23 protein-coding genes are annotated in these 24375 nt (G+C 71.7%); 16 read left to right on the forward strand and 7 right to left on the reverse strand.

Features of this window, described 5'->3' with window-relative positions; translation table 11 throughout:
• Positions 1–76 precede the first annotated feature (76 nt).
• The 12 genes from H490_RS25515 (at position 77) to H490_RS25570 (ending at position 12125) form a co-directional block, all read left to right on the forward strand.
• On the forward strand, positions 77–1174 hold the full coding sequence (locus tag H490_RS25515; protein WP_031290086.1) for a Gfo/Idh/MocA family protein: 1098 nt from the start codon (positions 77–79) through the stop codon (positions 1172–1174).
• Positions 1171–2739 carry a sugar ABC transporter ATP-binding protein gene (locus H490_RS25520; protein ID WP_017884320.1) on the forward strand — a complete coding sequence of 523 codons (1569 nt, stop codon included), beginning with the start codon at positions 1171–1173 and terminating at the stop codon, positions 2737–2739. The genes H490_RS25515 and H490_RS25520 overlap by 4 nt, the downstream gene beginning before the upstream one ends.
• Positions 2739–3776, forward strand: coding sequence for an ABC transporter permease (locus H490_RS25525; protein ID WP_017884321.1), 1038 nt, complete (start codon positions 2739–2741; stop codon positions 3774–3776). Before H490_RS25520 ends, H490_RS25525 begins: the two co-directional genes overlap by 1 nt.
• Complete coding sequence (locus H490_RS25530; RefSeq protein WP_017884322.1) at positions 3773–4891, forward strand: ABC transporter permease; 1119 nt, start codon at positions 3773–3775, stop codon at positions 4889–4891. Before H490_RS25525 ends, H490_RS25530 begins: the two co-directional genes overlap by 4 nt.
• Positions 4888–6093 (forward strand): substrate-binding domain-containing protein, encoded by a 1206-nt coding sequence (locus H490_RS25535; protein ID WP_017884323.1) that lies wholly within the window; start codon positions 4888–4890, stop codon positions 6091–6093. Before H490_RS25530 ends, H490_RS25535 begins: the two co-directional genes overlap by 4 nt.
• Positions 6094–6196: 103 nt before the next feature.
• Positions 6197–7063 carry a sugar phosphate isomerase/epimerase family protein gene (locus H490_RS25540; RefSeq protein ID WP_017884324.1) on the forward strand — a complete coding sequence of 289 codons (867 nt, stop codon included), beginning with the start codon at positions 6197–6199 and terminating at the stop codon, positions 7061–7063.
• Positions 7060–8076, forward strand: coding sequence for a sugar phosphate isomerase/epimerase family protein (locus H490_RS25545; protein WP_017884325.1), 1017 nt, complete (start codon positions 7060–7062; stop codon positions 8074–8076). Before H490_RS25540 ends, H490_RS25545 begins: the two co-directional genes overlap by 4 nt.
• Positions 8077–8175: 99 nt before the next feature.
• On the forward strand, positions 8176–9114 hold the full coding sequence (locus tag H490_RS25550) for a glycerophosphodiester phosphodiesterase (RefSeq protein WP_017884326.1): 939 nt from the start codon (positions 8176–8178) through the stop codon (positions 9112–9114).
• Positions 9115–9225: 111 nt separating this feature from the next.
• A complete protein-coding gene (locus H490_RS32535) occupies positions 9226–9831 on the forward strand; it encodes an excalibur calcium-binding domain-containing protein (RefSeq protein ID WP_238560335.1) in 606 nt (201 codons plus the stop codon).
• A 127-nt stretch (positions 9832–9958) separates the two neighbouring features.
• On the forward strand, positions 9959–10918 hold the full coding sequence (locus H490_RS25560) for an aldo/keto reductase (protein WP_017884328.1): 960 nt from the start codon (positions 9959–9961) through the stop codon (positions 10916–10918).
• A 5-nt stretch (positions 10919–10923) separates the two neighbouring features.
• Positions 10924–11373: a pyrimidine dimer DNA glycosylase/endonuclease V gene (locus H490_RS25565; protein ID WP_017884329.1), complete on the forward strand. Its 450-nt coding sequence runs from the start codon at positions 10924–10926 to the stop codon at positions 11371–11373.
• A gap of 59 nt (positions 11374–11432) precedes the next feature.
• A complete protein-coding gene (locus tag H490_RS25570; RefSeq protein WP_051066195.1) occupies positions 11433–12125 on the forward strand; it encodes a TrmH family RNA methyltransferase in 693 nt (230 codons plus the stop codon).
• On the opposite strand, the gene H490_RS25575 is transcribed toward H490_RS25570, so the two are convergent.
• Positions 12099–12788, reverse strand: a complete 690-nt coding sequence (locus H490_RS25575; RefSeq protein WP_017884331.1) for a class II aldolase/adducin family protein — start codon at positions 12786–12788, stop codon at positions 12099–12101. The genes H490_RS25570 and H490_RS25575 overlap by 27 nt on opposite strands.
• Positions 12785–14143, reverse strand: coding sequence for a 3-oxo-tetronate kinase (gene otnK / locus H490_RS25580; RefSeq protein WP_238560336.1), 1359 nt, complete (start codon positions 14141–14143; stop codon positions 12785–12787). Before otnK ends, H490_RS25575 begins: the two co-directional genes overlap by 4 nt.
• 97 nt (positions 14144–14240) lie before the next feature.
• Between otnK and H490_RS25585 the strand changes: the two genes are divergently transcribed.
• From H490_RS25585 to H490_RS25600, 4 genes are all read left to right on the forward strand, one after another.
• On the forward strand, positions 14241–15647 hold the full coding sequence (locus tag H490_RS25585; protein WP_017884333.1) for a hypothetical protein: 1407 nt from the start codon (positions 14241–14243) through the stop codon (positions 15645–15647).
• Between the two features lie 73 nt (positions 15648–15720).
• Positions 15721–17028, forward strand: coding sequence for an MFS transporter (locus H490_RS25590; RefSeq protein WP_017884334.1), 1308 nt, complete (start codon positions 15721–15723; stop codon positions 17026–17028).
• Entirely contained in the window at positions 17021–17947 is a 927-nt protein-coding gene (locus H490_RS25595; RefSeq protein WP_017884335.1) for an amidohydrolase family protein, read from the forward strand. Before H490_RS25590 ends, H490_RS25595 begins: the two co-directional genes overlap by 8 nt.
• A 169-nt stretch (positions 17948–18116) precedes the next feature.
• Positions 18117–18920 (forward strand): DeoR/GlpR family DNA-binding transcription regulator, encoded by an 804-nt coding sequence (locus tag H490_RS25600; protein WP_017884336.1) that lies wholly within the window; start codon positions 18117–18119, stop codon positions 18918–18920.
• 73 nt (positions 18921–18993) lie between these two features.
• Here H490_RS25600 and H490_RS25605 read toward each other — a convergent pair whose 3' ends face one another.
• The 5 genes from H490_RS25605 to H490_RS25625 form a co-directional block, all read right to left on the reverse strand.
• Complete coding sequence (locus H490_RS25605; RefSeq protein ID WP_017884337.1) at positions 18994–19842, reverse strand: ABC transporter permease; 849 nt, start codon at positions 19840–19842, stop codon at positions 18994–18996.
• Positions 19839–20819: an ATP-binding cassette domain-containing protein gene (locus H490_RS25610; RefSeq protein WP_017884338.1), complete on the reverse strand. Its 981-nt coding sequence runs from the start codon at positions 20817–20819 to the stop codon at positions 19839–19841. The genes H490_RS25605 and H490_RS25610 overlap by 4 nt, the downstream gene beginning before the upstream one ends.
• A gap of 167 nt (positions 20820–20986) precedes the next feature.
• Entirely contained in the window at positions 20987–22153 is a 1167-nt protein-coding gene (solA, locus tag H490_RS25615) for an N-methyl-L-tryptophan oxidase (protein WP_017884339.1), read from the reverse strand.
• 108 nt (positions 22154–22261) lie between these two features.
• A complete protein-coding gene (locus H490_RS25620; protein ID WP_031290090.1) occupies positions 22262–23410 on the reverse strand; it encodes a tyramine oxidase subunit B in 1149 nt (382 codons plus the stop codon).
• 296 nt (positions 23411–23706) lie between these two features.
• Positions 23707–24246: a TetR/AcrR family transcriptional regulator gene (locus tag H490_RS25625; protein WP_041205563.1), complete on the reverse strand. Its 540-nt coding sequence runs from the start codon at positions 24244–24246 to the stop codon at positions 23707–23709.
• Positions 24247–24375 lie beyond the last annotated feature (129 nt).

Consider the following 24375-nt stretch of genomic DNA (forward strand, 5'->3'; position numbering starts at 1 on the left):
CCAAAAGTTGATAACGGTTTGATTACTTATGAAAGAAGCTTGACAAAAGTGGTGCCGTTCGCAGCAGAATGGGCACATGTCACAGACAGCGTTGTCTTCCAGACCGCCGAGCATCGGCATGCTCGGCGCGGGCTTCATGGCGCGCACCCACACGATCGCCGCCCGCGCGGGCGGCGCCCGGCTCGCGGCGATCGCCTCTTCCTCGCCCGAGCGGGCCGCCCGCGCGGCCGAGCAGCTCGGCTACGAGCAAGCGCTCGCCGCAGACGAGCTGCTCGCCCGGAGCCTCCCGGTCGTGCACGTCTGCACCCCCAACGGCAGCCACGTCGGATACGCCCGCGCGGCGCTGCGCGCCGGCTCTCACGTCGTCTGCGAGAAGCCCCTCGCCACGAACGCCGCCGAAGCCCGCGAACTCGCCGCCGAGGCGAGCGCGGCGGGTCTCATCGGCGCCGTGCCCTTCGTCTACCGGTACCACCCCATGGTGCGCGAGGCCCGCGCCCGAATCGCCGGCGGCGAAACCGGCGCCGTGCTGACCGTATCGGGGCAGTACCTGCAGGACTGGCTGCTCGACGCCGGCGACGACAACTGGCGCGTCGCGGCCGGCACCGGCGGCCCATCGCGGGCCTTCGCCGACATCGGATCCCACCTCGTCGACCTCGTCGAGTTCGTGAGCGGCGACCGCATCGCGCGGCTCGTGGCGACGACCCGCACGGTGCACGCCGAGCGCGGCGGTCAGGCGGTCGACACCGAGGACTCGGTCGCGCTCACGGTCGAACTGGCGGGCGGCGGCATCGGCTCGCTGCTCGTCTCGCAGGTCGCGCCCGGCCGCAAGAACGGGCTCGTGCTCGAGATCGCAGGCACGTGCGAGAGCGTGCGCTTCGAGCAGGAGGACCCCGAGCGCCTCTGGGTGGGGCGGCGAGGTCACTCGCTGCTGCTGCGCCGCGATCCCGACACGCTCTCCGCCGCCGCGGCCCGCCTCTCCACACTCCCCTCCGGGCATCCCCAGGGCTACCAGGACGCGTTCAACGCGTTCGTCGCCGACGCCTACGCGCTCGTCGCCGGCGAGCGGCCCGACGGCGTGCCCACCTTCGACGACGGGGCGCGCGCCGCCGTCATCACCGACGCCGTGCTCGAGTCGGCGCGCAGCGGCGGCTGGGTGGAGGTGAGCGAGGCGTGAACGACACCGGCTCGGCCGCACCCGTGCTCTCGGCCGTCGACGTGCGCAAGCAGTTCTTCGGCGTCGAAGTGCTGCACGGCGTCTCCCTCGACCTCGTGCCCGGCACGGTGCACGGACTCGTCGGCGAGAACGGCGCAGGCAAGTCGACGCTCATGAAGGTCATCGCCGGCGTGCACCGCCGCGACGGCGGAGACGTGCGCCTCGACGGCGAGAGCGTCGACTTCGGCCACCCCGTCGAAGCCGCCAGGGCCGGCGTCGCGACCGTGTTCCAGGAGTTCAACCTGCTGGCCGACCGCACCGTCGCGCAGAACGTCTTCCTCGGGCGCGAGCCCCGCCGTCTCGGCATCGTCGACACGGCCGCGATGCGTCGGGCGACGCGCGAGCTGCTCGCCGACCTCGGCATCGCGGGCATCTCGCCCGACGCGACCGTCGGCGGGCTCACCGTGGCCGAGCAGCAGATCGTCGAGATCGTGAAGGCGCTCTCGATCGACGCCCGGGTCATCTCGATGGACGAGCCCACGGCTGCCCTCGCCGATCACGAGGTCGCGATCCTGTACCGGGTGATCCGCCGCCTGCGCGACCGGGGCGTCGCGATCCTCTACGTCTCGCACCGACTGAAGGAGATCTTCGACCTCTGCGACACCATCACCGTGATGAAGGACGGAGCGCTCGTGTCGAGCGGCCCCGCCGCCGAACTCGACCAGCCGACACTCGTGCGGCGTATGGTCGGCCGGCCCATCAGCGCCTACTTCCCCGACCCCGAACCCGGCACCGAGGTCGGCGACCCGCTCGTGTCGGTTCGCGGCGGCGGCAACGCCCAGCTCGAGGGCGTCGACCTCGAGCTGCGGGCCGGCGAGGTCGTGGGCATCTCCGGGCTGCAGGGATCGGGCCGCACCGAGCTCGTCGAGGCGATCTTCGGGGCGGCGCCGTTCACGCGCGGCGAGCTGCGCATCGCGGGCGCCGCGGCGACCATCCGTCGGCCCCGCCAGGCTGTGCGGCGCGGGATCGCACTCGTCACCGAGGATCGCAAGCGCACGGGCCTCGCCCTGCACCAGTCGATCCTCGACAACGCGCTCCTCGCGATCCGCAGCGTCTTCCCCGGCCGCACCCGCGCCAAGCGCGCAGAGATCCCGGGCATCTTCACCGCGCTCGAGCTCGTGAGCCGCGGCCCCGGCCAGGAGGTGCAGGCTCTCTCGGGCGGCAACCAGCAGAAGGTGGTGCTCGCGAAATGGCTCGCGACCGCCCCCCGCGTGGTGCTGCTCGACGAGCCCACCCGCGGCATCGACGTGGGTGCCAAGATCGCCGTCTACCGCCTCATCCGGCAGCTCGCGCAGCGGGGCGTCGCCATCCTCTTCGTGTCGAGCGAGCTGCCCGAGGTGATCGGCATGGCCGACCGGATCCTCGTGATGCGCGACGGTCGCATCGCGGGCGAACTGCCCGCGTCGTCGTCGGAGGAGACCGTGCTGGCGCTCGCCACGGGCGCCGCCGAAGACGTCGCCGGGGCCGCGGCCACCGGCGGGCGCGGCGCGACCGAAGGCAGCGCCGGGAGCGGGGGAGAGCAGTGATGGACGCGCTGAGAGCACGCCTGCGAGGGCTCGACACGACCGTGATCGTCTTCATCGCGCTGATCGCGGTGCTCGCCCTGAGCGCCGTGCTGGTCGCGACCGCCGGCCGCAACCTGTTCAGCCCCGGCAGCATCCGCGACATCCTCACCGGCATGAGCGTGCTCGGCTTCGTCGCGATCGGCCAGACGCTCGTGATCCTCGGCGGATCCCTCGACCTCTCCGTGCCCTACGTCGTCAGCCTCACGAGCCTCATCGCCGCCCAGACCATGGACGGGCGGCCCGGCATGATCGTGCCCGCCGTGCTGCTCGCACTCGGAGCGGCCGCCCTGATCGGGCTCGCGAACGGCCTCATCGTGACCTTCCTGCGGGTGCACGGCTTCGTGACGACCCTCGGCATCGGCCTCATCCTCAAGGGGTACCTCGACACCAACTACAAGGGCACCGCCGGATCGGTGCCGTGGGCCTTCCAGCTCTTCGGCGCGACCGGCGTCGGGCCCGTGCCGATCTCCACGATCGTGATGCTTCTGCTCGCCGGCGCCGTCGCCTTCCTGCTCGCCCGCAGCGGCTTCGGACACCACCTCTTCGCCGTCGGCGGCAACGCCGAGGTCGCGCGGCTCTCGGGGGTGCGCACCCGTCGCCCCGTCATCTGGGCGCACGTGCTGTGCTCGGTGTTCGCGGGAATCGCCGGCCTGCTGCTCGCCAGCCGCCTCGGCGTCGGCAGTCCCACCGTCGGCGTGCAGGGCGGGTACGACCTCCTCTCCATCGCCGCGGTTGTGCTGGGCGGCACGCTGCTCGCCGGCGGCCGCGGCTCGATCTGGGGCACGATCGGCGGCGTCGCGATCTTCGCGGTGATCGACAACCTCATGAGCGTGCTGCAGGTCACCCCGTTCCTCAAGGACGTCGTGCGGGGCGCCGTCATCGTGATCGCCGTGGCCGTGTACTCGCGCCGCCGGCTCGTGGCCCGCCGCGAGCGCTTCACCCGTACGGGAGCCGATGCGGCCCCGCTCGAGGCCATGAACGAGGGAGGTGCGCGATGAACGCCGCGCAGTCCGCAGGGGGTGGGATCGCCCGCTTCGCGCGCACGCTCGTGAGCCCGCGCGGCGCCGTCTACCTGCTGCTCGTCGTGCTGCTCGTGGTCGTCGCCGTGCTCAACCCGACGTTCGCCGAGCCGGGCCAGTTCGTGCGCTACATCCAGCGCGTCGCCCCGATCGCCATCGTCGCGATCGGCCAGTACTTCGTGATCGTGAGCGGCGAGTTCGACCTCTCGCAGGGGTCGCTCGTCACCACCCAGGTCGTGCTCGCCGGCACCCTCATCGGGCAGGACGACGAGAAGGCGCTGCCGGTGCTGCTGCTGCTCGTGGTGCTCGGCACCGCAGTCGGCGTCGTGAACGGCCTCGTCACCACCCTGCTCAGGGTGCCGTCGTTCATCGTGACCCTCGGCATGATGCTCGCCCTCTACGGCGGAGTGATGTGGTGGACCGGCGGCGCCGCGACCGGCAACCCGGCCGACTCGTTCCGCCAGATCGGCCGCGGCGGCATCGACGGGCTGCCCGTGATCGGCATGCTGCCGTGGGCCGTGGTGATCCTCGCCGCCGCGCTGGCCCTCGCGGCCTGGCTGTCGAAGCGGCCCTTCGGGCGCACGCTCATCGCGATCGGCGACAACCCCTCGGCGGGCGTCTTCGCCGGCGCCTCGGTCTGGCGCACGAAGACCGCCGCCTTCGTCATCTCCTCGCTCTCGGCCACCGTGGCCGGGGTGCTGCTCGTCGGCTACGCCGGCGTGCACCCCTCGGTCGGGCGCGGATACGAGTTCACCGCCATCACCGCGGTCGTGCTCGGCGGAGTGGTGCTCGGCGGCGGCCGGGGATCCGTGTGGGGCGCCCTCGCCGGCGCCTTCGCGCTCGAGACCCTCTTCACCCTGCTCAACTTCACCTCGGTGCCGTCGACCATGCGCGACGCCATTCAGGGGGCCATCATCATCGCCGCCGTCGCCTACTCGGGCATCGCGTTCGGCGGTCGCAGGCGCCGCAGCGGTGGCGCGCACGAACCACCCCGGGTCACCACCGGGCCGGAACCGACGGGGAGCACCCCGTCACCCGATCCCGCGGGCACCGTCGCCGCGCGGGGCGCACACACGAAGGAGAATCGATCATGAAACGATCGCTGAGCATTACGGCGAGCCTCGTCGGCGCGGCGTCGCTCATCCTGCTGGCGGGGTGCACCACCGATCCATCGGTGGAGACCCCGGCTGAGGAGACGAGCGAGGAGACCTCGTCGGCCGAGTGGTTCGACCAGGAGCTCTTCGACAAGCAGGACGCCGAGCGCTCGGTCGTGCCCGAGGGGCCCGCCGAGCAGCCGTACCTGCAGACCATCAACGCCGAGATGCGCGACACGGCCGAGTACGCGTCGGAGGGCGCGAAGAAACTCTGCTTCGCGAACGCCTCCATCTCGAACCCGTGGCGGCAGACCGGCTGGATCACGATGAACGAGCAGCTCAAGGAGCTGCAATCGTCGGGCGTGGTCTCCGAGATGGAGACCCGCGACGCGAAGGACAGCGACGATACCCAGATCGCCGACATCGACTACTTCATCGCGGAGGGCAACTGCGACGGCTTCATCATCTCGCCGAACTCCACGGCGGCGATGACGCCGGCCGTCGAGCGCGCCTGCGAGACCGGCAAGCCCGTCGTCGTCTTCGACCGCGGCGTGCAGACCGACTGCGCCGTCACCTTCATCCACCCGATCGGCGGCTTCGCCTGGGGCATCGACACCGCCGAGTTCCTCATCGACAACCTCGACGAGGGCGACAAGGTCGTGGCGCTGCGCATCCTGCCCGGCGTCGACGTGCTCGAGCAGCGCTGGGCCGCGGCCGAGAAGCTGTTCGACGAGGCCGGCATCGAGGCCGTCGACTACTTCACCGGAGCCGACCCCGCCGAGATCAAGAAGATCATCTCCGACGAGCTCGCGAAGGGCGACGTGCAGGGCATCTGGATGGACGCCGGCGACGGCGCCGTCGCGGCGATCGAGGCGTTCGAGGACGCCGGCAAGCCCTACCCCGTCATGACGGGCGAGGACGAGCTGAGCTTCCTGCGCAAGTGGAAGGACACCGGCCTCACCGGCCTGGCGCCCGTTTACTCGAACTTCCAGTGGCGCACCCCGCTGCTCGCGATGGAGAAGATCTTCGCCGGCGAGCAGGTGCCGACCGAGTGGGTGCTGCCGCAGAGCCCGATCACCGCGGAAGAGCTCGACGACTACCTCGAGCGCAACGAGGGCATGCCCGACGGCCACTACGCGAAGTTCGGCGGAGAGGACCTGCCGGGGTACCCGCAGGTCTGGCAGGATCGGGTCATCCCCTGATCGATCCCGCATCTCGCGGCGCCCGCGAGTCGCAGGATCCACCCCGTTCGCGGGGTGGATCCTGCGACTCCGCGCAGCACGACCGAGTTCGGAAGGAGCAGTGATGCAGCGACAGCTCGGAGTCAACACCTGGGTGTGGACCTCGCCCCTCGACGACGCCTCCCTCGAGCGCATCGCGCGGGAGGCGCGCGGCATCGGCTACGAGCTGCTCGAGCTGCCCGTCGAGTCGCCGGGAGACTGGTCGCCGGCGCTCGCCGCCGAGAGGCTCGACGCGCTCGGCATGGGCGCGCGCGTGGTCGGGGCGATGGGGCAGGGCCGCGACCTGCTCGACGACGCGCTGCGGTCGGGTACGCAGCACTACCTGCGCCACTGCGTCGACGTCGCGGCCGTGGTCGGATCGCCCACCGTCGCGGGCCCCTTCACCGCCCGCACGGGCCGCGTCTGGCGCATGAGCCCCGCAGAGCGCGCGACCGCGATCGCGGCGCTGCGCGAGGCGCTGCGACCCGTCGCGGGCTACGCGGCCGAGCGCGGGGTGACGCTCGCGATCGAGCCCCTGAACCGCTACGAGACGAGTCTCGTCAACACGGTCGAGCAGGCGCTCGACGTACTCGAGCCGCTGCTCGGTGCGGGCGTCGGCCTGGCCCTCGACGCCTACCACCTCAACATCGAGGAGCGCTCGCCCGGGGCGGCGATCCGGGCCGCCGGATCCCACACCGCCGTGGTGCAGGTCTGCGGCAACGACCGCGGCCCGGCCGGCCCCGATCACACCGACTGGCCCGCGTTCCTCGACGCGCTCGACGACATCGGGTACGCGGGCCCGCTCACCCTCGAGAGCTTCACGGGCGACAACGACACGATCGCCACCGCGGCGTCCATCTGGCGGCCGCTCGCCGAGAGCCAGCACGAACTCGCCCGCATCACCTTCGATTTCCTCACCGATCTGCAGCAGCGAAGGAGCAGTCGACCATGACCCACGAGGCATCGCACCCCGTCACCCTGTTCACTGGCCAGTGGGCCGACCTGCCCTTCGAGGAGGTGGCCCGCCTGGCTTCGGAGTGGGGCTACGACGGCCTCGAGATCGCGGCGTCGGGCGACCACCTCGATCTGGCCCGCGCCGACGAGGACGACGCCTATCTGCGGTCGCGGCTCGACATCCTCGACCGCCACGGCCTGCGCGTCTGGGCGATCTCGAACCACCTCGCCGGGCAGGCCGTCTGCGACGACCCCATCGACTTCCGCCACCGGGCCATCGTGCGCCCCTACATCTGGGGCGACGGCGAGCCCGAGGGGGTGCGGCAGCGGGCCGCCGAGGACATGCAGCGGGCCGCGCGCGTCGCGCGCAAGCTCGGCGCCGACGTCGTCACCGGCTTCACCGGATCGAAGATCTGGCCCTACGTGGCCATGTTCCCGCCCGTGCCCGCCGAGGTCATCGACGCGGGCTACGATGACTTCGCCCGGCGCTGGAACCCGATCCTCGACGTCTTCGACTCCGAGGGCGTGCGGTACGCGCACGAGGTGCACCCCTCCGAGATCGCCTACGACTACTGGACCACGGTGCGCGCGCTCGAGGCGATCGACCACCGGCACGCGTTCGGGATCAACTGGGATCCGAGCCACCTCGTCTGGCAGGGCATCGACCCCATCGGCTTCATCGTCGACTTCGCCGACCGCATCTGCCACGTCGACTGCAAGGACACGCGGCTGCGACCGCCGACGGGGCGCTCGGGCATCCTCGGATCCCACCTGCCGTGGGGCGACCCGCGGCGCGGCTGGGACTTCGTCTCCACCGGGCACGGCGACACGCACTGGGAGGACGGCTTCCGCGCGCTCGCATCGATCGGCTACACCGGACCGATCTCGATCGAGTGGGAGGACGCCGGCATGGACCGCTTGCACGGCGCCGCCGAGGCGGTCGGACGCATCCGGTCGCTGCTCTGGAAGCGGCCCGAGGCCTCGTTCGACTCCGCGTTCTCGAACCAGTAGACCCGATCCGGGTCACGCCGCCCAAAAGATCACAAAAAGGTAACGGAGTTCGCTAGGCTGTTGAGCCACCACCCGACGACGAGTGGGAGGAGGATCGACATGACCCTGGTGACGGCCTCGGCGGCTACGGCGGCTTCGGCTCCGGCGGCCCCCGCGCCCGCCGTCGCGCAGCGCCGACGACTGGCGCGGTACGGCCTGCTCGCCTGGATCCTCGTCTCCCTCATCCTGCTGCTGTGCAGCCTCAACCCGCAGTCGGCCGCCGCCGAGAGCACCCTCCGGTTGCACGGCGCGCTGCACCGCGAGGGCCCCGTCGGCATCATCTCGCACCGCGGCGCAGCCGCGCTCGCCCCCGAGAACACGCTCTCGGCGATGCGCGTCGCGATCGACCAGGGCGTCGACTTCATCGAGACCGACGTGCAGCTCACGGCCGACGGCGTGCCGATCCTCATGCACGACTTCACCCTCGACCGCACCACGAGCGGCGGCGGCCGGGTGGCCGACCACACGCTCGAGCAGATCAAGCGGCTCGACGCCGGCGGCTGGTTCGCACCCGCCTACACGTGGGAGCCGGTGCCGACGCTCGTGGAGTTCGTCGACCTGCTGGGCGGCGCCCCCACGCGCGCCCTCGTCGAGCTCAAGGGCGTGTGGGCGCCCGAGCAGATCGCGTCGGTGGTCGACCTGCTGCGCGAACGGCAGCTCGTGCACCGGGTCGCGCTGCAGTCGTTCGACGTGCACACGCTGCGCATGCTGCAGGAAGTCGGCCCCGAGTTCGCCCGAGTGCTGCTGACCCGCGAGTGGGACGAACCGACCGTGCGGCTGGCAGGTGAGCTGCAGGTGTCGGCGGTCGGGGCCCGCGCGAAGCTCTACGACGAGCGCCCCGAACTGCTCGACCGCCTGCGAGCGGTGGGCATCGGCTCGCTCGTCTACACGCTCAACAGCGAGAAGCGCTGGCGGGCGGCGGTGGAGCGCGGGGTCGACCTCGTGGTCACCGACGACCCGGTGAGCCTCGCAGAGTGGCGCGGCCCCGCGCCCGTCTGAGCGCGTACCGCTGATTCGCTTCCAGGGTGCGCCCGTCCTACGATGAGGGGCGCGCACCTGAATTCACAGGTGTCGTATGAACTGGTTTACTTGCGGCCTCGAAGGAGAGACGTGACAGGGCAGATGTATGGCGCGGCGCAAGAGGTGCCGCAGTCGGACGGACCGGAGAGCGGGTCGGTGAAGCGCAGCCGGTGGGTGTCTGTCGGAGTGCCAGTCGCCGCCGGGTTGCTCGCGCTGGGGCTGGGATCGGGTGCTGGAGCGGCCGGAGCCCAGGGCGAACTCGAGGAGTTGCGGGCCTCAGAGGCTGCGCTGACGGCCGAGGTCGAGCAGGCCGACTCCGAAGCGAAGAAGCTGGAGAGCCAGCTGCGCAAGGCTTCGGCGGCCCTCACAAGCGTCGAGAAGCGCGAGGCTGCGCTGAAGGCCACGGCCCTGCAACATGCCGAGAAGATGAAAGTGCTCGGTGACGAGAAGACCGCGCTCGTCGACCAGAACGCGCAGCTCGCCGCGCGGGTGGCCGAACTCGAGAGTGCGGTGAGCGCTGCTCAGGCTCCTCCGCCCCCGGCGCCCCTCGCCGAAGTGCCACCCGCGCCCGCCGCGACCGCCTACTATGCGAATTGCACTGAGGTGCGAGCGGCGGGCGCCGCGCCGCTCTACAGCGGATCCCCGGGATACAGCCGCAAGCTCGACCGAGACGGTGACGGGGTGGCCTGCGAGTAACCGGTCGGGCGCGGGAGGCGTTCCGCGTCTAACGCCGCGGCCTTCTGACGCATTCGGTCACATCCCGGCCGCGGCCGAGGTCGCGCTGATAGCGTCGGCAGCGTACCGATCGAAGGAGGATCCGCACATGACCGCACCCGCTCGCACCCGCATCGGCTCATCCGACATCGAGATCGCCGCCCTCGCCCTCGGCGGCAACGTCTTCGGATGGACGGCCGACCGCGACACCTCGTTCGACGTGCTCGACGCGTTCCTCGCGGGGGGCGGCGACTTCGTCGACACCGCCGACGGGTACTCGCACTGGGCGCCCGGCAACGGAGGAGGCGAGTCCGAGACCATCCTGGGCGAGTGGTTCGCCGCCCGCGGCAACCGCGACGACGTAGTGCTCGCCACCAAGGTGTCCACCCACCCGCAGTTCTCCGGCCTCGCGCCGGACACCGTGCGCGCCGCGGCCGACGCCTCCCTGCAGCGCCTGCAGACCGATCGCATCGACCTCTACTACGCTCACTTCGACGACCCCGAGACCCCTCTCGAGCAGACCGTCGAGGCGTTCTCCGCGCTCGTCGACGCCGGCAAGGCGCGGACGATCGGCGTCTCGAACTACACGGCCGAGCGCGTCGCCGAGTGGTTCCGCATCGCGCGGGAGGGCGGCTACCACCTGCCGGTCGCGCTGCAGCCCCACTACAACCTGGTGGAGCGCGACTTCGAGAGCAACGGCCTGCGCGAGGCAGCCGAGCGCGAGCAACTCGGGGTGTTCCCCTACTTCTCGCTCGCGAAGGGGTTCCTCGCGGGCAAGTACCGGGATGCGGCAGACGCGGCCGCCGCCGGCGCGAGCCCGCGCGCCGGCGACGCCGTCGGCTACCTCGACGACCGCGGCCGAGCCGTGCTCGCCGCGCTCGACGAGGTCGCAGCGGCGCATCGGGTGCCGGTGGCCGCCGTCTCGCTCGCGTGGCTGCGCTCCCAGCCCACGGTCGCCGCGCCCATCGCGAGCGCCCGCAACACCGAGCAGCTGCCCGCCCTGCTCGCGTCGCTCACGATCGAGCTCGGCGAGGCCGAGATCGAGCGGCTCGCGACGGCCTCGGCCTGACCCGGATGAGGATCTGGTCGCTCCACCCTCGGCACCTCGACCGCATGGGGCTGCTCGCCTGCTGGCGCGAGACGCTGCTCGCGCAGGCGGTGCTCGCCGGGCGCACCCGCGGCTACCGCAATCATCCGCAGCTCGAGCGCTTCCGGGCGCAGCCCGACCCGCTCGCGGCCGTGGGAGCGTATCTCGGGGTCGTCGCGCAGGAGGCGCACTCGCGCGGCTACCGCTTCGATGCCGCGCGCATCCTGAGCCCGACCCCGGTCGGTGAACTCGGCGCCGCGATCCCGGTCGCGCGCGGGCAGCTCGACTACGAGTGGCAGCACCTCGGGCGCAAGCTGCGCGAGCGCAGCCCCGACGACGCGGCGCGCTGGGAGGCGGCCGGCGGACCGAGCACGCACCCGCTCTTCCGCGAGGTGCCCGGTGGCGTCGAGCCGTGGGAGCGGCCAGCCGCGACCTGAGCGACCGCGCCGGCTCTGCCGCTGCCGCGCGGCTGTCGCGCGGATGGGAGAATGGGGCGGTGAGCCAGCACCCGGATCCCGAACACCTCAGCACCCCCGAGACCGCGGCCGATCCGCATCCGGAGCGCACCACGGCGGGCGTCGGCCCCTGGCCGGGAGGCCGCGACGCGTGGCCCTCCGGCGAGCACTACGACCCCGAGCTGCTCGAGCACGGCGACACCCGCAACGTGATCGATCGCTACCGCTACTGGCGCATGGAGGCGATCGTGGCGGATCTCGACGAGCACCGGCACCCGTTCCACGTGGCGATCGAGAACTGGCAGCACGACATGAACATCGGTTCGATCGTGCGCAGCGCCAACGCGTTCGCCGCGGACACGGTGCACATCGTCGGCCGCCGCCGGTGGAACAAGCGGGGCGCGATGGTCACCGACCGCTACCAGCACGTGGTGCACCGGCCCGACGTCGCGGCGCTCGTGGAGTGGGCGCGATCCGAGGGGGTGCCGATCATCGCGATCGACAATGTGCCCGGCTGCGTGCCCATGGAGACCTTCGAGTGGCCCGAGCGCTGCGTGATGCTGTTCGGTCAGGAGGGGCCGGGGCTCACGGCCGAGGCGATCGCGGCGGCGCAGGCCGTGGTCGAGATCACCCAGTACGGGTCGACCCGCTCGATCAACGCGAGCGCGGCAGCCGCCGTCGCCATGTTCTCATGGGTGGGGCAGCACTCACCGCTCCGACCCGGGGCCCGCTGAGGCGAGGGCGGGGCGCAGGGCGCGCCACGGGGTGCCGCCGCGCGCGACGAGCTCCTCGATGTCGTGCTCGTCGAGCAGGCGGGAGCCGCCGTCCGCGAGGGTGAGCGCGACCCGCGCGGCCTCCTCGATCTCGATCGCCGAGGTCACCGCGGCGTCGAGGGTCTGGGCGGCTGCCACCTGGCCGTGGTTCGCGAGCAGCGCCGCGCGGAACGCGAGCGGGTTCGCGTCGATGGCGTCGGCCTGGCGGGGGTCGCCGGGGGCGAAGTAGGGGATGAGCGGCACCTGCCCCACTTTCAGGAAGATGTAGGGGGTGAGCGGCGGGATCGCGTGGTGCTCGGACCACGGCTCCCGGCAGGCGGCGGCGACGGCGAGCGGGGAGTGCAGGTGCACGACCGCGGTGTGGGCGGCGTCGCGCCGGTAGAGGGCGAGGTGCAGCGGCACCTCTTTCGAGGGCCTCGGGCCGTCGAGGTGCTCGCCCGAGAGCGACAGCACCGAGAGTCGGTCGGGGTCGAGGGCGGCGAGGCTCGAGTCGGTGGGCGACATGAGCAGGCGGTCGCCGTCGCGCACGCTGATGTTGCCGGAGCGACCGGGGCTCATGCCGCAGGACGCGAGTTCGGCCGCCGCCGCGACGAGGAGGTTCGCGGCTTCGGTGCGTGAGGTCATCGGAGCTGCTCCCAGGCGTCGGTGAAGAGGCGTTCGTCGCCGAAGTTGCCCGACTTGAGGGCGATCGCGATGCGCCGGGTCTGGGCGGGCGCCGATCGTGTCGGGGGCGCGGGGTCGGCGGAGCCGTCGCCGGCCGCGGCGCCGGCGGGCGCGACGGCGGCTTCGGCCCAGACGACTCCGGGGGCGAGCTGCGGGCCGATGCGGATCGCGTCGATGCCGAGCGTCTGCACCACGCGGCCGCTCGTCTCGCCGCCGGCGACGAGCACCGCGCCGAGGCCGTGGTCGAGGGTCGCGGCCGCGAGGTCGGCGAGGGTGCGTTCGATGCGATCGGCGACTCCGGCTCGCTCGTCGGTGGGGAGGGCTGCGAGGTCGTCGAGGCTGTCGGTCGCGTAGACGAGCACGGGGCGGTGCGCTTCCGTCGCCCACTGCTCGACGACCCAGTCGGCGAGTTCGGGGGCGAGCGATTCGCCGGCGGCGAGGCGCCGCAGGTCGAGTTTGCGCGAGGGCAGCTCGGAGCGGGCGTGCGCGATCTGGCTGCGCGTCTTCGACGACGCGGATCCGGAGACCACGAGGCGCCCGCCCTGCGGGGCGCCGTGGGGGAGCGGCCGATCCGCGGCCTCGCCCTCGGCGCCGAGACCGAGGGCGAGGCCGGCGCCGCCGGTGAGCAGGACGTGGGGGGCCGACGCGCGCGCGAGGGCGCGCAGGTCGTCGTCGTCGATGGCGTCGGCGATGACGGTGCGGGGCGATGCGGGGGCGAGGGCCTCGCGGATCGTCTCGGCGCCGGCCCGCACCTCGTCGAGGAACAGGTTGGCGACGGGCAGCGCGGTCTGCGGTTCGAGCAGACGGCGCAGCTGCGAGTCGCGCATGGGGGTGAGAGGATGGTCGCGCATGGGGCTCTCGTCGAGGCGCTCGTGACCGACGAAGAGATGGCCCTGGTAGACGGTGCGGCCGTTGGCGGGGTATGACGGGGCGGCGAGCGCGGTGGGGAGACCGAGCTCTGCGAGCAGGGCGTCGATGCTCGGTCCGATGTTGCCGTCGCTCGTCGAGTCGAAGGTGGAGCAGTACTTGAGGTAGAACTGAGTGGCGCCCCACGCGCGCAGGGCCCGGGCAGCGTCGAGCACGTCGCTCACGCACTCCCCGACGGGGGCGGTGCGCGACTTCAGGGCGATGACGACGGCGTCGGCGTCGGCGAACTCGGAGCCCGTGAGCCGCTGCGGGCCGAAGGCCACCACGACGTCGCGTCCGACGCTCGCGAGCGCCGAGGCGACATCGGTGGCGCCCGTGAAGTCATCGGCGATGCAGCCGAGTCTGCGCATGGGGTCTCCGTTCGTGCGGGATGGAGTACCAGAGTACATGTTCTAAAGTGTGAATCTAATTGACTCTAATGTGAATTTATGATTACCTTGCGAAATCGGGACTCCGCCGGAGCCCGCACCGGGTGAAAGGCACGGCATGATTCAGCACCGCGACGGGGCGAGCGCCCCCGACGACTCCAGCGTCCCCCTGAGCGGCGCGCCCGTGCGCGTCGCCGTCACCGGGGCGCGCGGCGGCTACGGGCGCACGCTGCTCGCGCAGCTGCGGCACGTGAGCGACCAGACCGCCGCCGTGCTCATCGACCCCGACACCGCCGGCGTGCGGCAGATGCTGCTCGAACTCGGCTGCACCGAGGACGGCATGACCGTCACCGACGACCGAGCCGCGGCCGAAGCCGCGGTGCACGCGGGCCGCATCGCCCTCGTCCCGAGCGCCGAGGCGCTGCCCTGGAACTCCGTCGACGTGCTCGTGGAGGCCACCGGCCGCGTCGACGTGGGCACCGCCTACGCGACGCGGGCCATCGAGCACGGTGTGCACGTGGTGATGGTGAGCAAGGAGACCGAGACCGTCGCCGGCATCGCCCTCCACCGACGGGCAGCCGCGGCGGGCGTGAGCTACCTGCCCGGCGACGGCGACCAGCCCGCCAACCTGCTGCGCCTGCTCGACTGGATCGAGCGGGTGGGGCTCGAGGTCGTGGCCTGCGGCAAGTCGAGCGAGTACGACCTCGTCCTCGATCCCGCCACCGGCCGGGTGCGGCAGCTCGACGTCGAGATCGACGCGCCGAGCCTCGCCGAGCTGCTCGAACTGGGCGACGACGCGGCGGCCACGCTCGCCGCGCGCGCCGAAGCCGTGACCGGCCTCAAACGCTCCGCCGCCGCCGACTCCTGCGAGATGACCGTGGTCTCGCAGTACTCCGGATACCTCGCCGACACCGAGTCGATGCACTACCCCGTCGCGCGCCCCGACGAGCTCGCCGACATCTACGCCGAGCGCGAGCGCGGCGGCCTGATCGCCGAGCCCGGCGCCGTCGACGTCTTCTCCATGCTGCGCCTGCCCGGCGAGGCGAGCTTCGCCGGCGGCGTCTTCGCCGTCGTGCGCACGGGCGATCCCGTGACCTGGGAGCTGCTGCGCAGCAAGGGCCACGTGGTCAGCCGCGACGGATCCCACGCCTGCATCTACTGGCCCTACCACGCGATGGGCGTCGAGACGCCGCTCACCATCGCCGCAGCAACCGGCCGCGGCGCCGTCGCGCCGCAGATCCCGCGCACCCCCGCGCCCCACACCCTCCTCGCGGCCCGCGCCAGCCGTCACCTCGCCTCGGGCACCCGCCTCGCGGTCGAGGGCCACCACCACGAGGTGGCCGGGGTCGCACCGGTCATGCTGCCGGGATCCGAGGCGCGACGCGGCGCCGCCGCCTACTACCTGCTCGGAGGCGCAACCCTGCGCCGCGACATCGCCGCGGGCGAGCTCATCGGACTCGACGACCTCGACGGCGTCGCACCCGTCGCGCTCGACGCCTTCGCCGACGGCTTCCTCCGGCCCTGACCGCCGAACCGGTCGCCCCCCACTTTCATCACGTCATCGTTCCGCCCCCTCTGAACCCAAGGAGTACCCACCCATGAATCGCGCAGACAGCGCTGTCGCAAGCGAGGCGGCCCCCCGCCGCACCCGGCCGACCAACATCCGCTGGTCGGTCATCGTCATCCTGTTCCTCTTCTACACGGTGAACTGCATCGACCGCGCCTCCCTCTCGGTCGCCCTGCCCACGATCAGCGCCGAGTTCCTGCTCGAGCCGGCCGTTCAGGGCCTGATCCTCTCGGCCTTCTTCTGGACCTACTGCCTCTTCCAGATCCCCGGCGGCCTGGCCGCCGACAAGTTCGGGCCCCGCGGGGTCATCGGCGTCGCGGCCGCGATCTGGGGCGCCTTCACCGCCTTCGCCGGCCTCGCCTGGAACGCGGTCACCCTCATCATCGCCCGCCTCGGCCTCGGCGCGTTCGAGGCGCCCTACATGCCCTCGGCCAGCAAGCTCGTGTCCAAGTGGATGCCCCCGAAGCGCCGCGCCTCGGGCGTCACGCTCATCGACTCCGGCGCGCCCCTCGGCTCCGCGCTGGGCGGTCTCATCGTCGCCGGCCTGATCACCACCACCGGCTCGTGGCGCTGGTCGTTCGTGATCATCGGCCTCGCCACGATCCTCATCGGCGTGGGCGTGTACCTCTACGTGCGCAACACCCCGGGCGAGCACAAGCTCGTCAACCGCGCCGAGGAAGAGCTGATCCGCACCAACGAGGGCGAGCTCGTCGTCGAGGAGGAGCGCCCCGGCGTGAGCCGCGCCACCCTCGTGTGGATGGTCGTCGGCCGCATGGGCTGGGCGATGGTCTTCTGGGGTCTCGTCACCTGGGGCCCGAACTACCTCACCAACGCCCGAGGCCTCGACCTCGCCGCGATGGGCTTCGCGACCTTCCTCATCTTCCTCTGCGGCGCCGCGGGCGAGATCCTCAGCGGCCTGCTCGCCGACTACCTGCAGAAGCGCATGAACCGCAACCGCGCGTTCAAGATCCTCTTCGGCGGCTCCGGCGCCCTCAGCCTCATCGCCCTCGCCATGCTGCCCTTCGTCTCCGACCCCGGCACCGCGGTCACGCTGCTCTGCATCGGCGTGTTCTTCAACCTCTTCGGCGGCCTCTACTGGACCATCCCGGGCATGCTCGCGAAGCCCGACAAGGTCGGCCTCGTCGGCGGCGTCATGAACTTCGCCGGCACCTCCTCGGGCATCATCGTGCCGATCGTCGCGGGCCTGCTCGTGCAGTTCACCGGCGGCTACACCGCGGTGCTCGTCTACCTCGCGATCTGCGCGGCCGTCTACCTCGTCGGCTCGCTCTCGATCGACTTCGAGGGCAAGAAGCAGCCGAAGGCCGCCGTCCATGTCTGATCTCTACGACGGACCCGTCATCGACGCCCACCATCACCTGTGGGACCTCGAGACCAACCTCTACCCCTGGCTCGAGCCCGGCACTCTCGTGCCGCACCGCTACGGCGACTACTCGGCGATCAAGCGCAGCTACCGCGCCGCCGACTACCTCGCGGACATCGCGGGGCAGGGCGTCGTGGCATCGGTGTACATGGAGGCCGAGTGGGATCCGAGCGACCCCCTGGGCGAGACCCGCTACATCCACGACGTGCACGCGGAGACCGGCGTGCCGGGAGCCATGGTCGCCCAGGCCTGGCTCGACGCGCCCGATGCCGCCGAGGTGCTCGCCGCGCAGGCCGCCTTCCCCCTCGTGCGCAGCGTGCGCCACAAGCCGGGAGGCCCGACTTCGCCGCAGGAGGTGCAGCAGGGCGTGCGCACGCTCATGAGCGACGACGCCTGGCGCGCCGGCTACGCGAGGCTCGCCGAGCACGGGCTGCACTTCGACCTGCAGACCCCGTGGTGGAATCTGCCCGAGGCGGCCGACCTGGCGCGCGACTTCCCGGAGACCACCCTCGTGGTCAACCACTCCGGCGTGATCGCGTCGCGCGACGAGCCGACGCTCGCCGACTGGCGCGAGGCGCTGCGCACGGTCGCGGCCGTGCCGAACACGGTGATCAAGGCATCGGGGCTGTGCGTCGAGGGTCGGGAGTGGGCGACGGAGGATCAGCGCGGACCGATCCTCGACATGGTCGAGACCTTCGGCGCCGATCGGGTGATGTTCGGCAGCAACTTCCCGGTCGACGGCATGTTCGTCGACTACGCCGGGCTCGTGTCGACGTACCGCGACGTGCTCGCCGCGCTCGCCCCCGAGCAGCAGCGGGCGGTGTTCCACGGCACCGCCGAGCGCGTCTACCGGCCGCGGTCCATCACCGCCGGCTGAATCGTGCGAGGCCGGGTGCGCGGGTCGCGCGCCGGCCCCGCACGCGTCCGGCCCGGTCGGCGGACGCACCCGGCGCCCCGAGCCCCCGAAGCCTGTGCGGCAGGTCTGCACGGGCGGAGCCGCGCGCCGGTGTTCGTGAGCGCACGTCCGTGTCGATATCGTATGAGACATGTCTGCGCAGGAGGAGAGCGAGGTTCGGGTGATCCCCGATCAGCGACGAGAGACCCTGCTGCGCGCGCTGCACCGCGAGAAGGTGCTCAGCGTGCACCAGCTGACCGACCTGCTCGGGGTCTCGCACATGACCGTGCGTCGCGACATCGCGGCGCTCGAGCGCGAGGGGCAGGCCCTCTCGGTGCCCGGCGGGGTGAAACTCGCCACGAACATCTCGACCGAGCCATCGCGGCAGCACAAGTCCCTGCTGCAGACGGCCGAGAAGCAGGCCATCGCCCGAGACGCGGCCGCTCTCGTGCAAGACGACATGGTGCTCTACCTCGACGCGGGCACCACCACGCTCGCGATGCTGCCCGAGCTGGCCGCCCGCAAGAACCTCACCGTCGTCACCAACGACTTCGTGATCGTCGAGGCTCTGGGCGCCGTCGGAGCGAGCACCATCCACATCGGTGGCTTCGTCGACCACACCAACCGCTCGACCGTCGGCACGCTCGCCACGCGCATCCTCGAGCAGCTCAACCTCGACATCGCCTTCATCAGCGCGTCCTCGTGGAGCCTGAAGCACGGCGTCACCACCCCCGTGCCGACGAAGGTCGACGTGAAGCGCGCCGTGATGGCCGCCGCGACGGATCGCGTGCTGCTCGTCGACTCGACGAAGTACGGCCAGTACAGCGCCTACCGGGTGGCGGCCCTCGCCGACTTCGACACCATCGTCACCGACGCCGGGCTCAGCGAGGCGGCGGTCGCCGCGATCCGGGATCGCGACGTGGACCTGCGCCTCGCCGAGACCCGCGGCGACTGACCGCCGGCGACCGGCCGTCGCGGGGCGCCGCGGGGTGCCGCGGGGTCGCCGTTCGAGGGTGTGCGGAGGCGTCCTAGATCACGTCGCGCCGCCAGCGCAGCGCCCAGCCCGCCGCGATCGACACCGCCGCGTACGCGACGAGCACGGCGAGGCCGGCCCAGATGCCGAGTGCGCTCGATCCCTGCGGAGCCGAGGGGTCGAGCGACGAGAGGCTGCTCATCACACTCGCCCCCACGAACGAGTCGGTCGCCGCCCCGGGCAGGAACTTCGCGACCTGCGCGCTCCACTCCCAGAACTGCGCCCCCGTGCGCAGCAGCGGTTCGACGAACTGGGTGAAGACGAGCGCGATCACGATCGCGATGGCCTGACTGCGAACGAGCACGCCGATGCCGAACCCGATGATCGCCCAGATCCCGAGCGCCGCCAGCACGCGGCCGATCACCGCCCACGACTCGGGCGAGCCGAGCATCGGATCGCCGCCGGTCGCGGCGGTCACACCGGCCCCCGCCCCGACGGCGCCGATGAGCCCGGCCGCGCCCAGCACGACGCCGAAGACCACCAGCACCAGCGTCTTGCTCAGCAGCACGAGCCCCCGGCGCGGTTCGAGCGTGAAGGTGAGCCCGAGCGTGCGGTGGCGCAGCTCGCCGGTCGCCGCGAGCGCGCCGAGCAGCAGCGGCACCACGTAGCCGAAGGTCGACACCGACGAGTAGACCATGTTGGCGGCGTCCTGCGCGGGCAGCTCCGGCGCTCCCGGGCCCGCCCCCGCGAGCGCGTCGCCCATCGCGCCGAACATGAACGCGAACATCGAGGCGATCATCGCGGAGTAGGCCGCGATCACGATCGCGAGGATCCACCACATCTTCGTCGAGAGCACCTTGCGCCACTCGGACGACAGGCTGCGAGCCATGCGCGATCCGCTCATCGTGCACCCCCTTCCATCGAAGCGGCGGCCGCCGGGGCGGTCGTGCCCGCGAGCGCCCCGGCGGGCGCCCGGTCGGTTCCGCCGCCCTCGATCAGTTCGAGGAAGCTCTGCTCGAGCTCGCTCTCCTCGACGCTCAGGTGGGAGAGGGCGATCCCCGCCGCGAGTGCGACCTCGCCGACGGCATCGGGTTCGAGGCCGCTCACGCGCATCGTCTCGCCTCGCACGCCGTGCACCTGGGCGCCCGCCCGCTGCAACGCCTGCGCGAGCCCCGGCCGATCCGCGGCCGAGACCAGCACGGTGCGTTCGCCGTCGCCGTGCTGCAGCTCGGCCAGCGTGCCCGCGAAGGCGAGCTCGCCGCGGCGGATCACGACCACGTCGTCGACGGTCTGCTGCACCTCGCTCAGCAGGTGCGATGACAGCAGCACCGTCTTGCCCTCGCTCGCGAGGTGCTGCAGGAAGAGACGGATCCAGCGGATGCCCTCGGGATCGAGGCCGTTGATCGGCTCGTCGAGCAGCAGCACCTGCGGGTCGCCGAGCAGTGCCGCCGCGAGCGCCAGCCGCTGTCGCATGCCGAGGGAGTAGCCGCCGGTCTTGCGGTCGGCGGCTCCGTCGAGGCCCACGAGCGCGAGCGTCTCGTCGACGCGCGAGACCGGCACGCCGATCGCGCGTCGCACGATGTCGAGGTGCGCGCGGCCGGTGTGCGCCGGGTGGAAGCTGGCCGAGAGCGCCGAGCCCACGGTGAGGGCGGGGCGTTCGAGAGCGGCGTACGACGAGCCGCCGATGGTGGCGGCGCCGGAGTCGGGGCGCAGCAGCCCGAGCACCATGCCGAGTGTGGTGGTCTTGCCCGAGCCGTTCGGGCCGAGGAAGCCGGTCACGCGGCCCGGCTGCGCGGTGAAGCTGAGGTCGTTCACGGCCTGCACGCGGCCGAAGCGCTTCGAGAGGCGCGCGACCTCGACGGGTATCGCCTGCTGGGTCATGGATCCCCTCTCGGTTTCGATGACAATAACTCTATATAGAATAGAACTATTGGCGCCACCGAGGGATCTCGGAACTCACCGAGACGCGACGGTCCGCGGAGGAGCGCCTCGATCTCGAACGATCGAGGCGCTCCTCCGCGGACCCAGGTCGACCGGCGGGCTGCTGCTCAGTGCCCGCCGCCCGTGTACGGGCCGAGCTCGCCGAGGCGCCGCATGTGCTCGGCGAGCGCGAAGCGCGGATCCACCGTGTGCTCCTCGCCCTGCACCAGCTGCGCGGCCCACTCGCCGAGCTGCGGCGAGAACTTGAAGCCGTGACCCGAGAGCCCCGTGATGGTGACGACACGATCCGTGCGGTCGACCACCGGCAGGCGATCGGGAGTGTAGGCGCAGTGGTGCACGCTCTCGCGCACCGGCTCGGGGTTCACGCCCGCGAACAGCTCGGCGCCGCGCTGGCCGATCCGGATCAGCTCCTCGCGGGTGTGATGCGTCGGCACCTCGGAGACGTCGCGGAAGACCGGCCACTCGGGATTCGTGCAGGCCTTGAAGGCGTAGCCGTCGAAGCTCGGCGCGCCGAAGAAGTGCACCGCACCCGCGTCGCGCAGGAAGGCGGGGAACTTCGCGGGCACGAACGCCTCGGGATCCTTCGGCATGAACCAGGTGAGCCCGAGCACCTGCAGGCGCAGCAGCTCGTTCAGCTGCGGGCGCAGGCGGGTCGACCACGAACCCGAAGCGATCACGACGGTGCCGGCGAGCCAGGCGCCCTGCGTGGTGCGCACGACCACGCCGTCGGCGCGCTCCTCGATATCGATCACGGGGGTGTTGAAGAAGAGGCGGGCGCCGTTCTGCTCGGCGAGGTCGAGCGCGCTCATCACGGCCACCTCGGGGCGCAACCCGCCGCCGTGCTCGTCGAGCAGCGCGATGTCGTCGTCGTTCACGATGTGCTGCGGGTACTCGGCGCGCAGCTCCTCGTTCGAGAGCACGCGGTGGGGGATGTCGAACTCGCGCACGTTGGCCATCGCGACCTCGAGGTCGGGGAAGCCCTCCGGCGCGATCGAGAGGCAGCCGACCTCGGAATAGATGTCGCGGCCCGACTCGGTCTCGAGTTTGCGCCACAGCTCGCGCGAGCGCTGGATCATCTTCACATAGGTGCCGCCCTCGTGCACCGCGGTGCGGAACACCCGCGTCTCGCCCGCGTAGGAGCCGTGCGAGTGCACGCGGCCGTACTGCTCGATGCCCACGACGTCGAGACCCTCGCGCTTGCTCAGCTGCCACAGGGCCATCGAGCCGACGGCTCCGGCGCCGATGACCACCACGTCGGTCTTCTGCAGATCCATTCGATCCTCTTCCGTTCTGTCGCCCCGCCCGCATCGGCGGGGCGTGCTTCTGTGCTGGGGTGGGCCCTGCCGCTCCGCGCCCGGCGCGGTCGGCGGGGCGATCGGGCGTCAGGCCAGGGCGGGCTTGTCCCAGAGCTTCAGCTTCGTGCCGATGCCGCGCTCCACGGCGTTGCGGTAGACCCGCGTCGCCCAGGCGACGTCCTCGACGGGCATGCCGCCCACCGAGTAGACGAAGACCTCGTCGTCGCTCGTGCGACCGGGGGTGTCGCCCTCGATGATCTCGCCCAGGTCTTCGAACTGCTCGGGGCTCATGCGGCCGTCGCGCACGCGGTCGACGAGGGCCATGCCCCAGATGCCGACGGTGTCGTGGGCGTTGCCGGGCAGCTCGGCGCCCCAGGCCTCGTAGATGCTGCGGGCGTCGGCGACGTGGCGGGCGCGCTGCACGAGGCTCTCCTCGAGCGCGAGGTGCGCAGAGCAGAGCACGAGCGCGCCGGGCTTCACCCACTCGTCGGCGACGTAGGGGTAGTGATCCACGCCCGAGGGGCTCGGGATCGCGATGCTCACGATGTCGCAGCCCTCGACCGCGCCCTGCAGCGAGTCGACCTGCTCGACGGTCGTGATGCCGGGGAAGTTCTCGCGCACCCAGCCGATGTAGGCGTCGATGCTGCCCTGGCTGCGGCCGAACACCTTGACGGTGTCGATGCCGGGGCGCACCGCGACGAGCGCCTCGAGCGAGGTGCGGTTCATGGGGCCGGGGCCCGCGATGCCGACGATCCTCGCGTCCTCGCGCGCGAGGTAGCGGGCGCCGACGCCCGGGATCGCGCCGGTGCGGTAGGCGCTCAGCAGGTTCGCCGACATGTGGGCGAGGGGCGCGCCCGTGTCCTTGTCGTTCAGCGTGAACATGAGGATGGAGCGGGGCAGGCCGATCTTGCGGTTCTCGACGTTCGAGCCGTACCACTTGCAGCCGGCCGTCTGGAAGCTGCCCCCGAGGTAGGCGGGCATCGCCATGAAGCGGCGATCCGGGCCGTCGAGCGGCATGCCCTCGAAGGGCGACTCCTGCGGGAAGTAGATCTGCGCGCCGTGCAGGTCGTTCTCGACGCCGGCCATGCGGTAGTCGCCGCGCTTGAAGTCGACGAGCATCTCGCTCATCGTGTCGACGCAGGCGGCCATGTCGGTGACGCCGGCGGCGATCATGTCGGGCTCGCTCAGGTAGAGGAACTCGATGGTGGTGTCGGGTGCGTTCTGGGTGTCAGGCACGACGGTGTGTCCCTTCGGTCGGTAGCGCAAGCGTAGAACTATCCAAATGGATAGTCAAGCGCCGGTTTCGGGCTCCGGGCCTCCGGGCTCGCTGTGCCTCCCGGGCGTCACGGGAGACACCGGGAGACGCGCGGCGACGCTGGCTGGCGCGTTCGCGCACCGATCGACATTCGGGCACCCGCCTGCGCGAGAACGAGGTGCTCGAACGTCGATCGGTGCGGCAGGACGGGCCGATCGGCGCCGCGGCTGCAGCGGGATCGGGCGGATGCGGCTTGCGGTGGGCGAAGGGGCGCGGATCAGCCTGCCGCGGCCCTCTCGATGAGGGCGCGGATCCGCCGCACCGCGGGCGCCGGGTCCTCGGGGGCGACGAGCTGCTTGAAGACGATGCCGTCGAGTGCGAACCAGATCAGCTCGGTGAGCTCCGCGTCGTCGACGCCGAGTCGGTGCAGCTGCCGCGAGATCGCCTCCCGATACGCCTGGTAGTGGCGCTCGGCGAGCGGCCGCAGCTCGGGCCGGCGCCGCGACTCGAGCAGCAGCTCGTACTGGAACGACTGGATGCCGGCCTCGCGATCCGCGAGCGACTCGATGCCGTCGGCGAACTCGTGCACGGTGAGCCCGCTGCTCAGCATGTTCGAGCCCCGCAGGCTCTCGTCGATCGCGTACTCCATCGCCTCGGCGATGAGCTGATCCCGCGTGCCGAAGTGGTGCCGCACGAGCCCGTGCGAGACCCCGGCCTCGGCGGCGACGGCCCGGTAGGTCAGCGCGCGCAGCCCGCCCTCGGCGACGACCACGACAGTGGCGCGCAGCAGCGCGGAGCGTCCGGAAGCGTCTTTCACACTCACGAGCGTAGCGAACGCGGCGGGCGCCACGCGCCGCGGTGAGGAGTCCCGCGGCCGAGCGGAACGTCGCGCCTCACTGCGATGTCCGATTTCCGCGTGCGTCGTCGCCCCGCGCGCGGAACAATG

The organism is Leucobacter sp. UCD-THU (assembly GCF_000349545.1).
Classification (GTDB): Bacteria; Actinomycetota; Actinomycetes; order Actinomycetales; family Microbacteriaceae; genus Leucobacter; species Leucobacter muris.

Bases quoted from the DNA above. Each gene is read 5' to 3' on its own strand.
- H490_RS25600 (WP_017884336.1), top strand. From the start codon at position 18,117: ATGTCTGCGCAGGAGGAGAGCGAGGTTCGGGTGATCCCCGATCAGCGA.
- H490_RS25525 (WP_017884321.1), top strand. From the start codon at position 2,739: ATGGACGCGCTGAGAGCACGCCTGCGAGGGCTCGACACGACCGTGATC.
- H490_RS25535 (WP_017884323.1), top strand. From the start codon at position 4,888: ATGAAACGATCGCTGAGCATTACGGCGAGCCTCGTCGGCGCGGCGTCG.
- H490_RS25575 (WP_017884331.1), bottom strand. From the start codon at position 12,788: ATGACCTCACGCACCGAAGCCGCGAACCTCCTCGTCGCGGCGGCGGCC.
- H490_RS25605 (WP_017884337.1), bottom strand. From the start codon at position 19,842: ATGAGCGGATCGCGCATGGCTCGCAGCCTGTCGTCCGAGTGGCGCAAG.
- H490_RS25590 (WP_017884334.1), top strand. From the start codon at position 15,721: ATGAATCGCGCAGACAGCGCTGTCGCAAGCGAGGCGGCCCCCCGCCGC.
- H490_RS25540 (WP_017884324.1), top strand. From the start codon at position 6,197: ATGCAGCGACAGCTCGGAGTCAACACCTGGGTGTGGACCTCGCCCCTC.
- H490_RS25530 (WP_017884322.1), top strand. From the start codon at position 3,773: ATGAACGCCGCGCAGTCCGCAGGGGGTGGGATCGCCCGCTTCGCGCGC.
- otnK (WP_238560336.1), bottom strand. From the start codon at position 14,143: ATGTACTCTGGTACTCCATCCCGCACGAACGGAGACCCCATGCGCAGA.
- solA (WP_017884339.1), bottom strand. From the start codon at position 22,153: ATGGATCTGCAGAAGACCGACGTGGTGGTCATCGGCGCCGGAGCCGTC.
- H490_RS25545 (WP_017884325.1), top strand. From the start codon at position 7,060: ATGACCCACGAGGCATCGCACCCCGTCACCCTGTTCACTGGCCAGTGG.
- H490_RS25560 (WP_017884328.1), top strand. From the start codon at position 9,959: ATGACCGCACCCGCTCGCACCCGCATCGGCTCATCCGACATCGAGATC.
- H490_RS25550 (WP_017884326.1), top strand. From the start codon at position 8,176: ATGACCCTGGTGACGGCCTCGGCGGCTACGGCGGCTTCGGCTCCGGCG.
- H490_RS25515 (WP_031290086.1), top strand. From the start codon at position 77: ATGTCACAGACAGCGTTGTCTTCCAGACCGCCGAGCATCGGCATGCTC.
- H490_RS25610 (WP_017884338.1), bottom strand. From the start codon at position 20,819: ATGACCCAGCAGGCGATACCCGTCGAGGTCGCGCGCCTCTCGAAGCGC.
- H490_RS25565 (WP_017884329.1), top strand. From the start codon at position 10,924: ATGAGGATCTGGTCGCTCCACCCTCGGCACCTCGACCGCATGGGGCTG.
- H490_RS25585 (WP_017884333.1), top strand. From the start codon at position 14,241: ATGATTCAGCACCGCGACGGGGCGAGCGCCCCCGACGACTCCAGCGTC.
- H490_RS25595 (WP_017884335.1), top strand. From the start codon at position 17,021: ATGTCTGATCTCTACGACGGACCCGTCATCGACGCCCACCATCACCTG.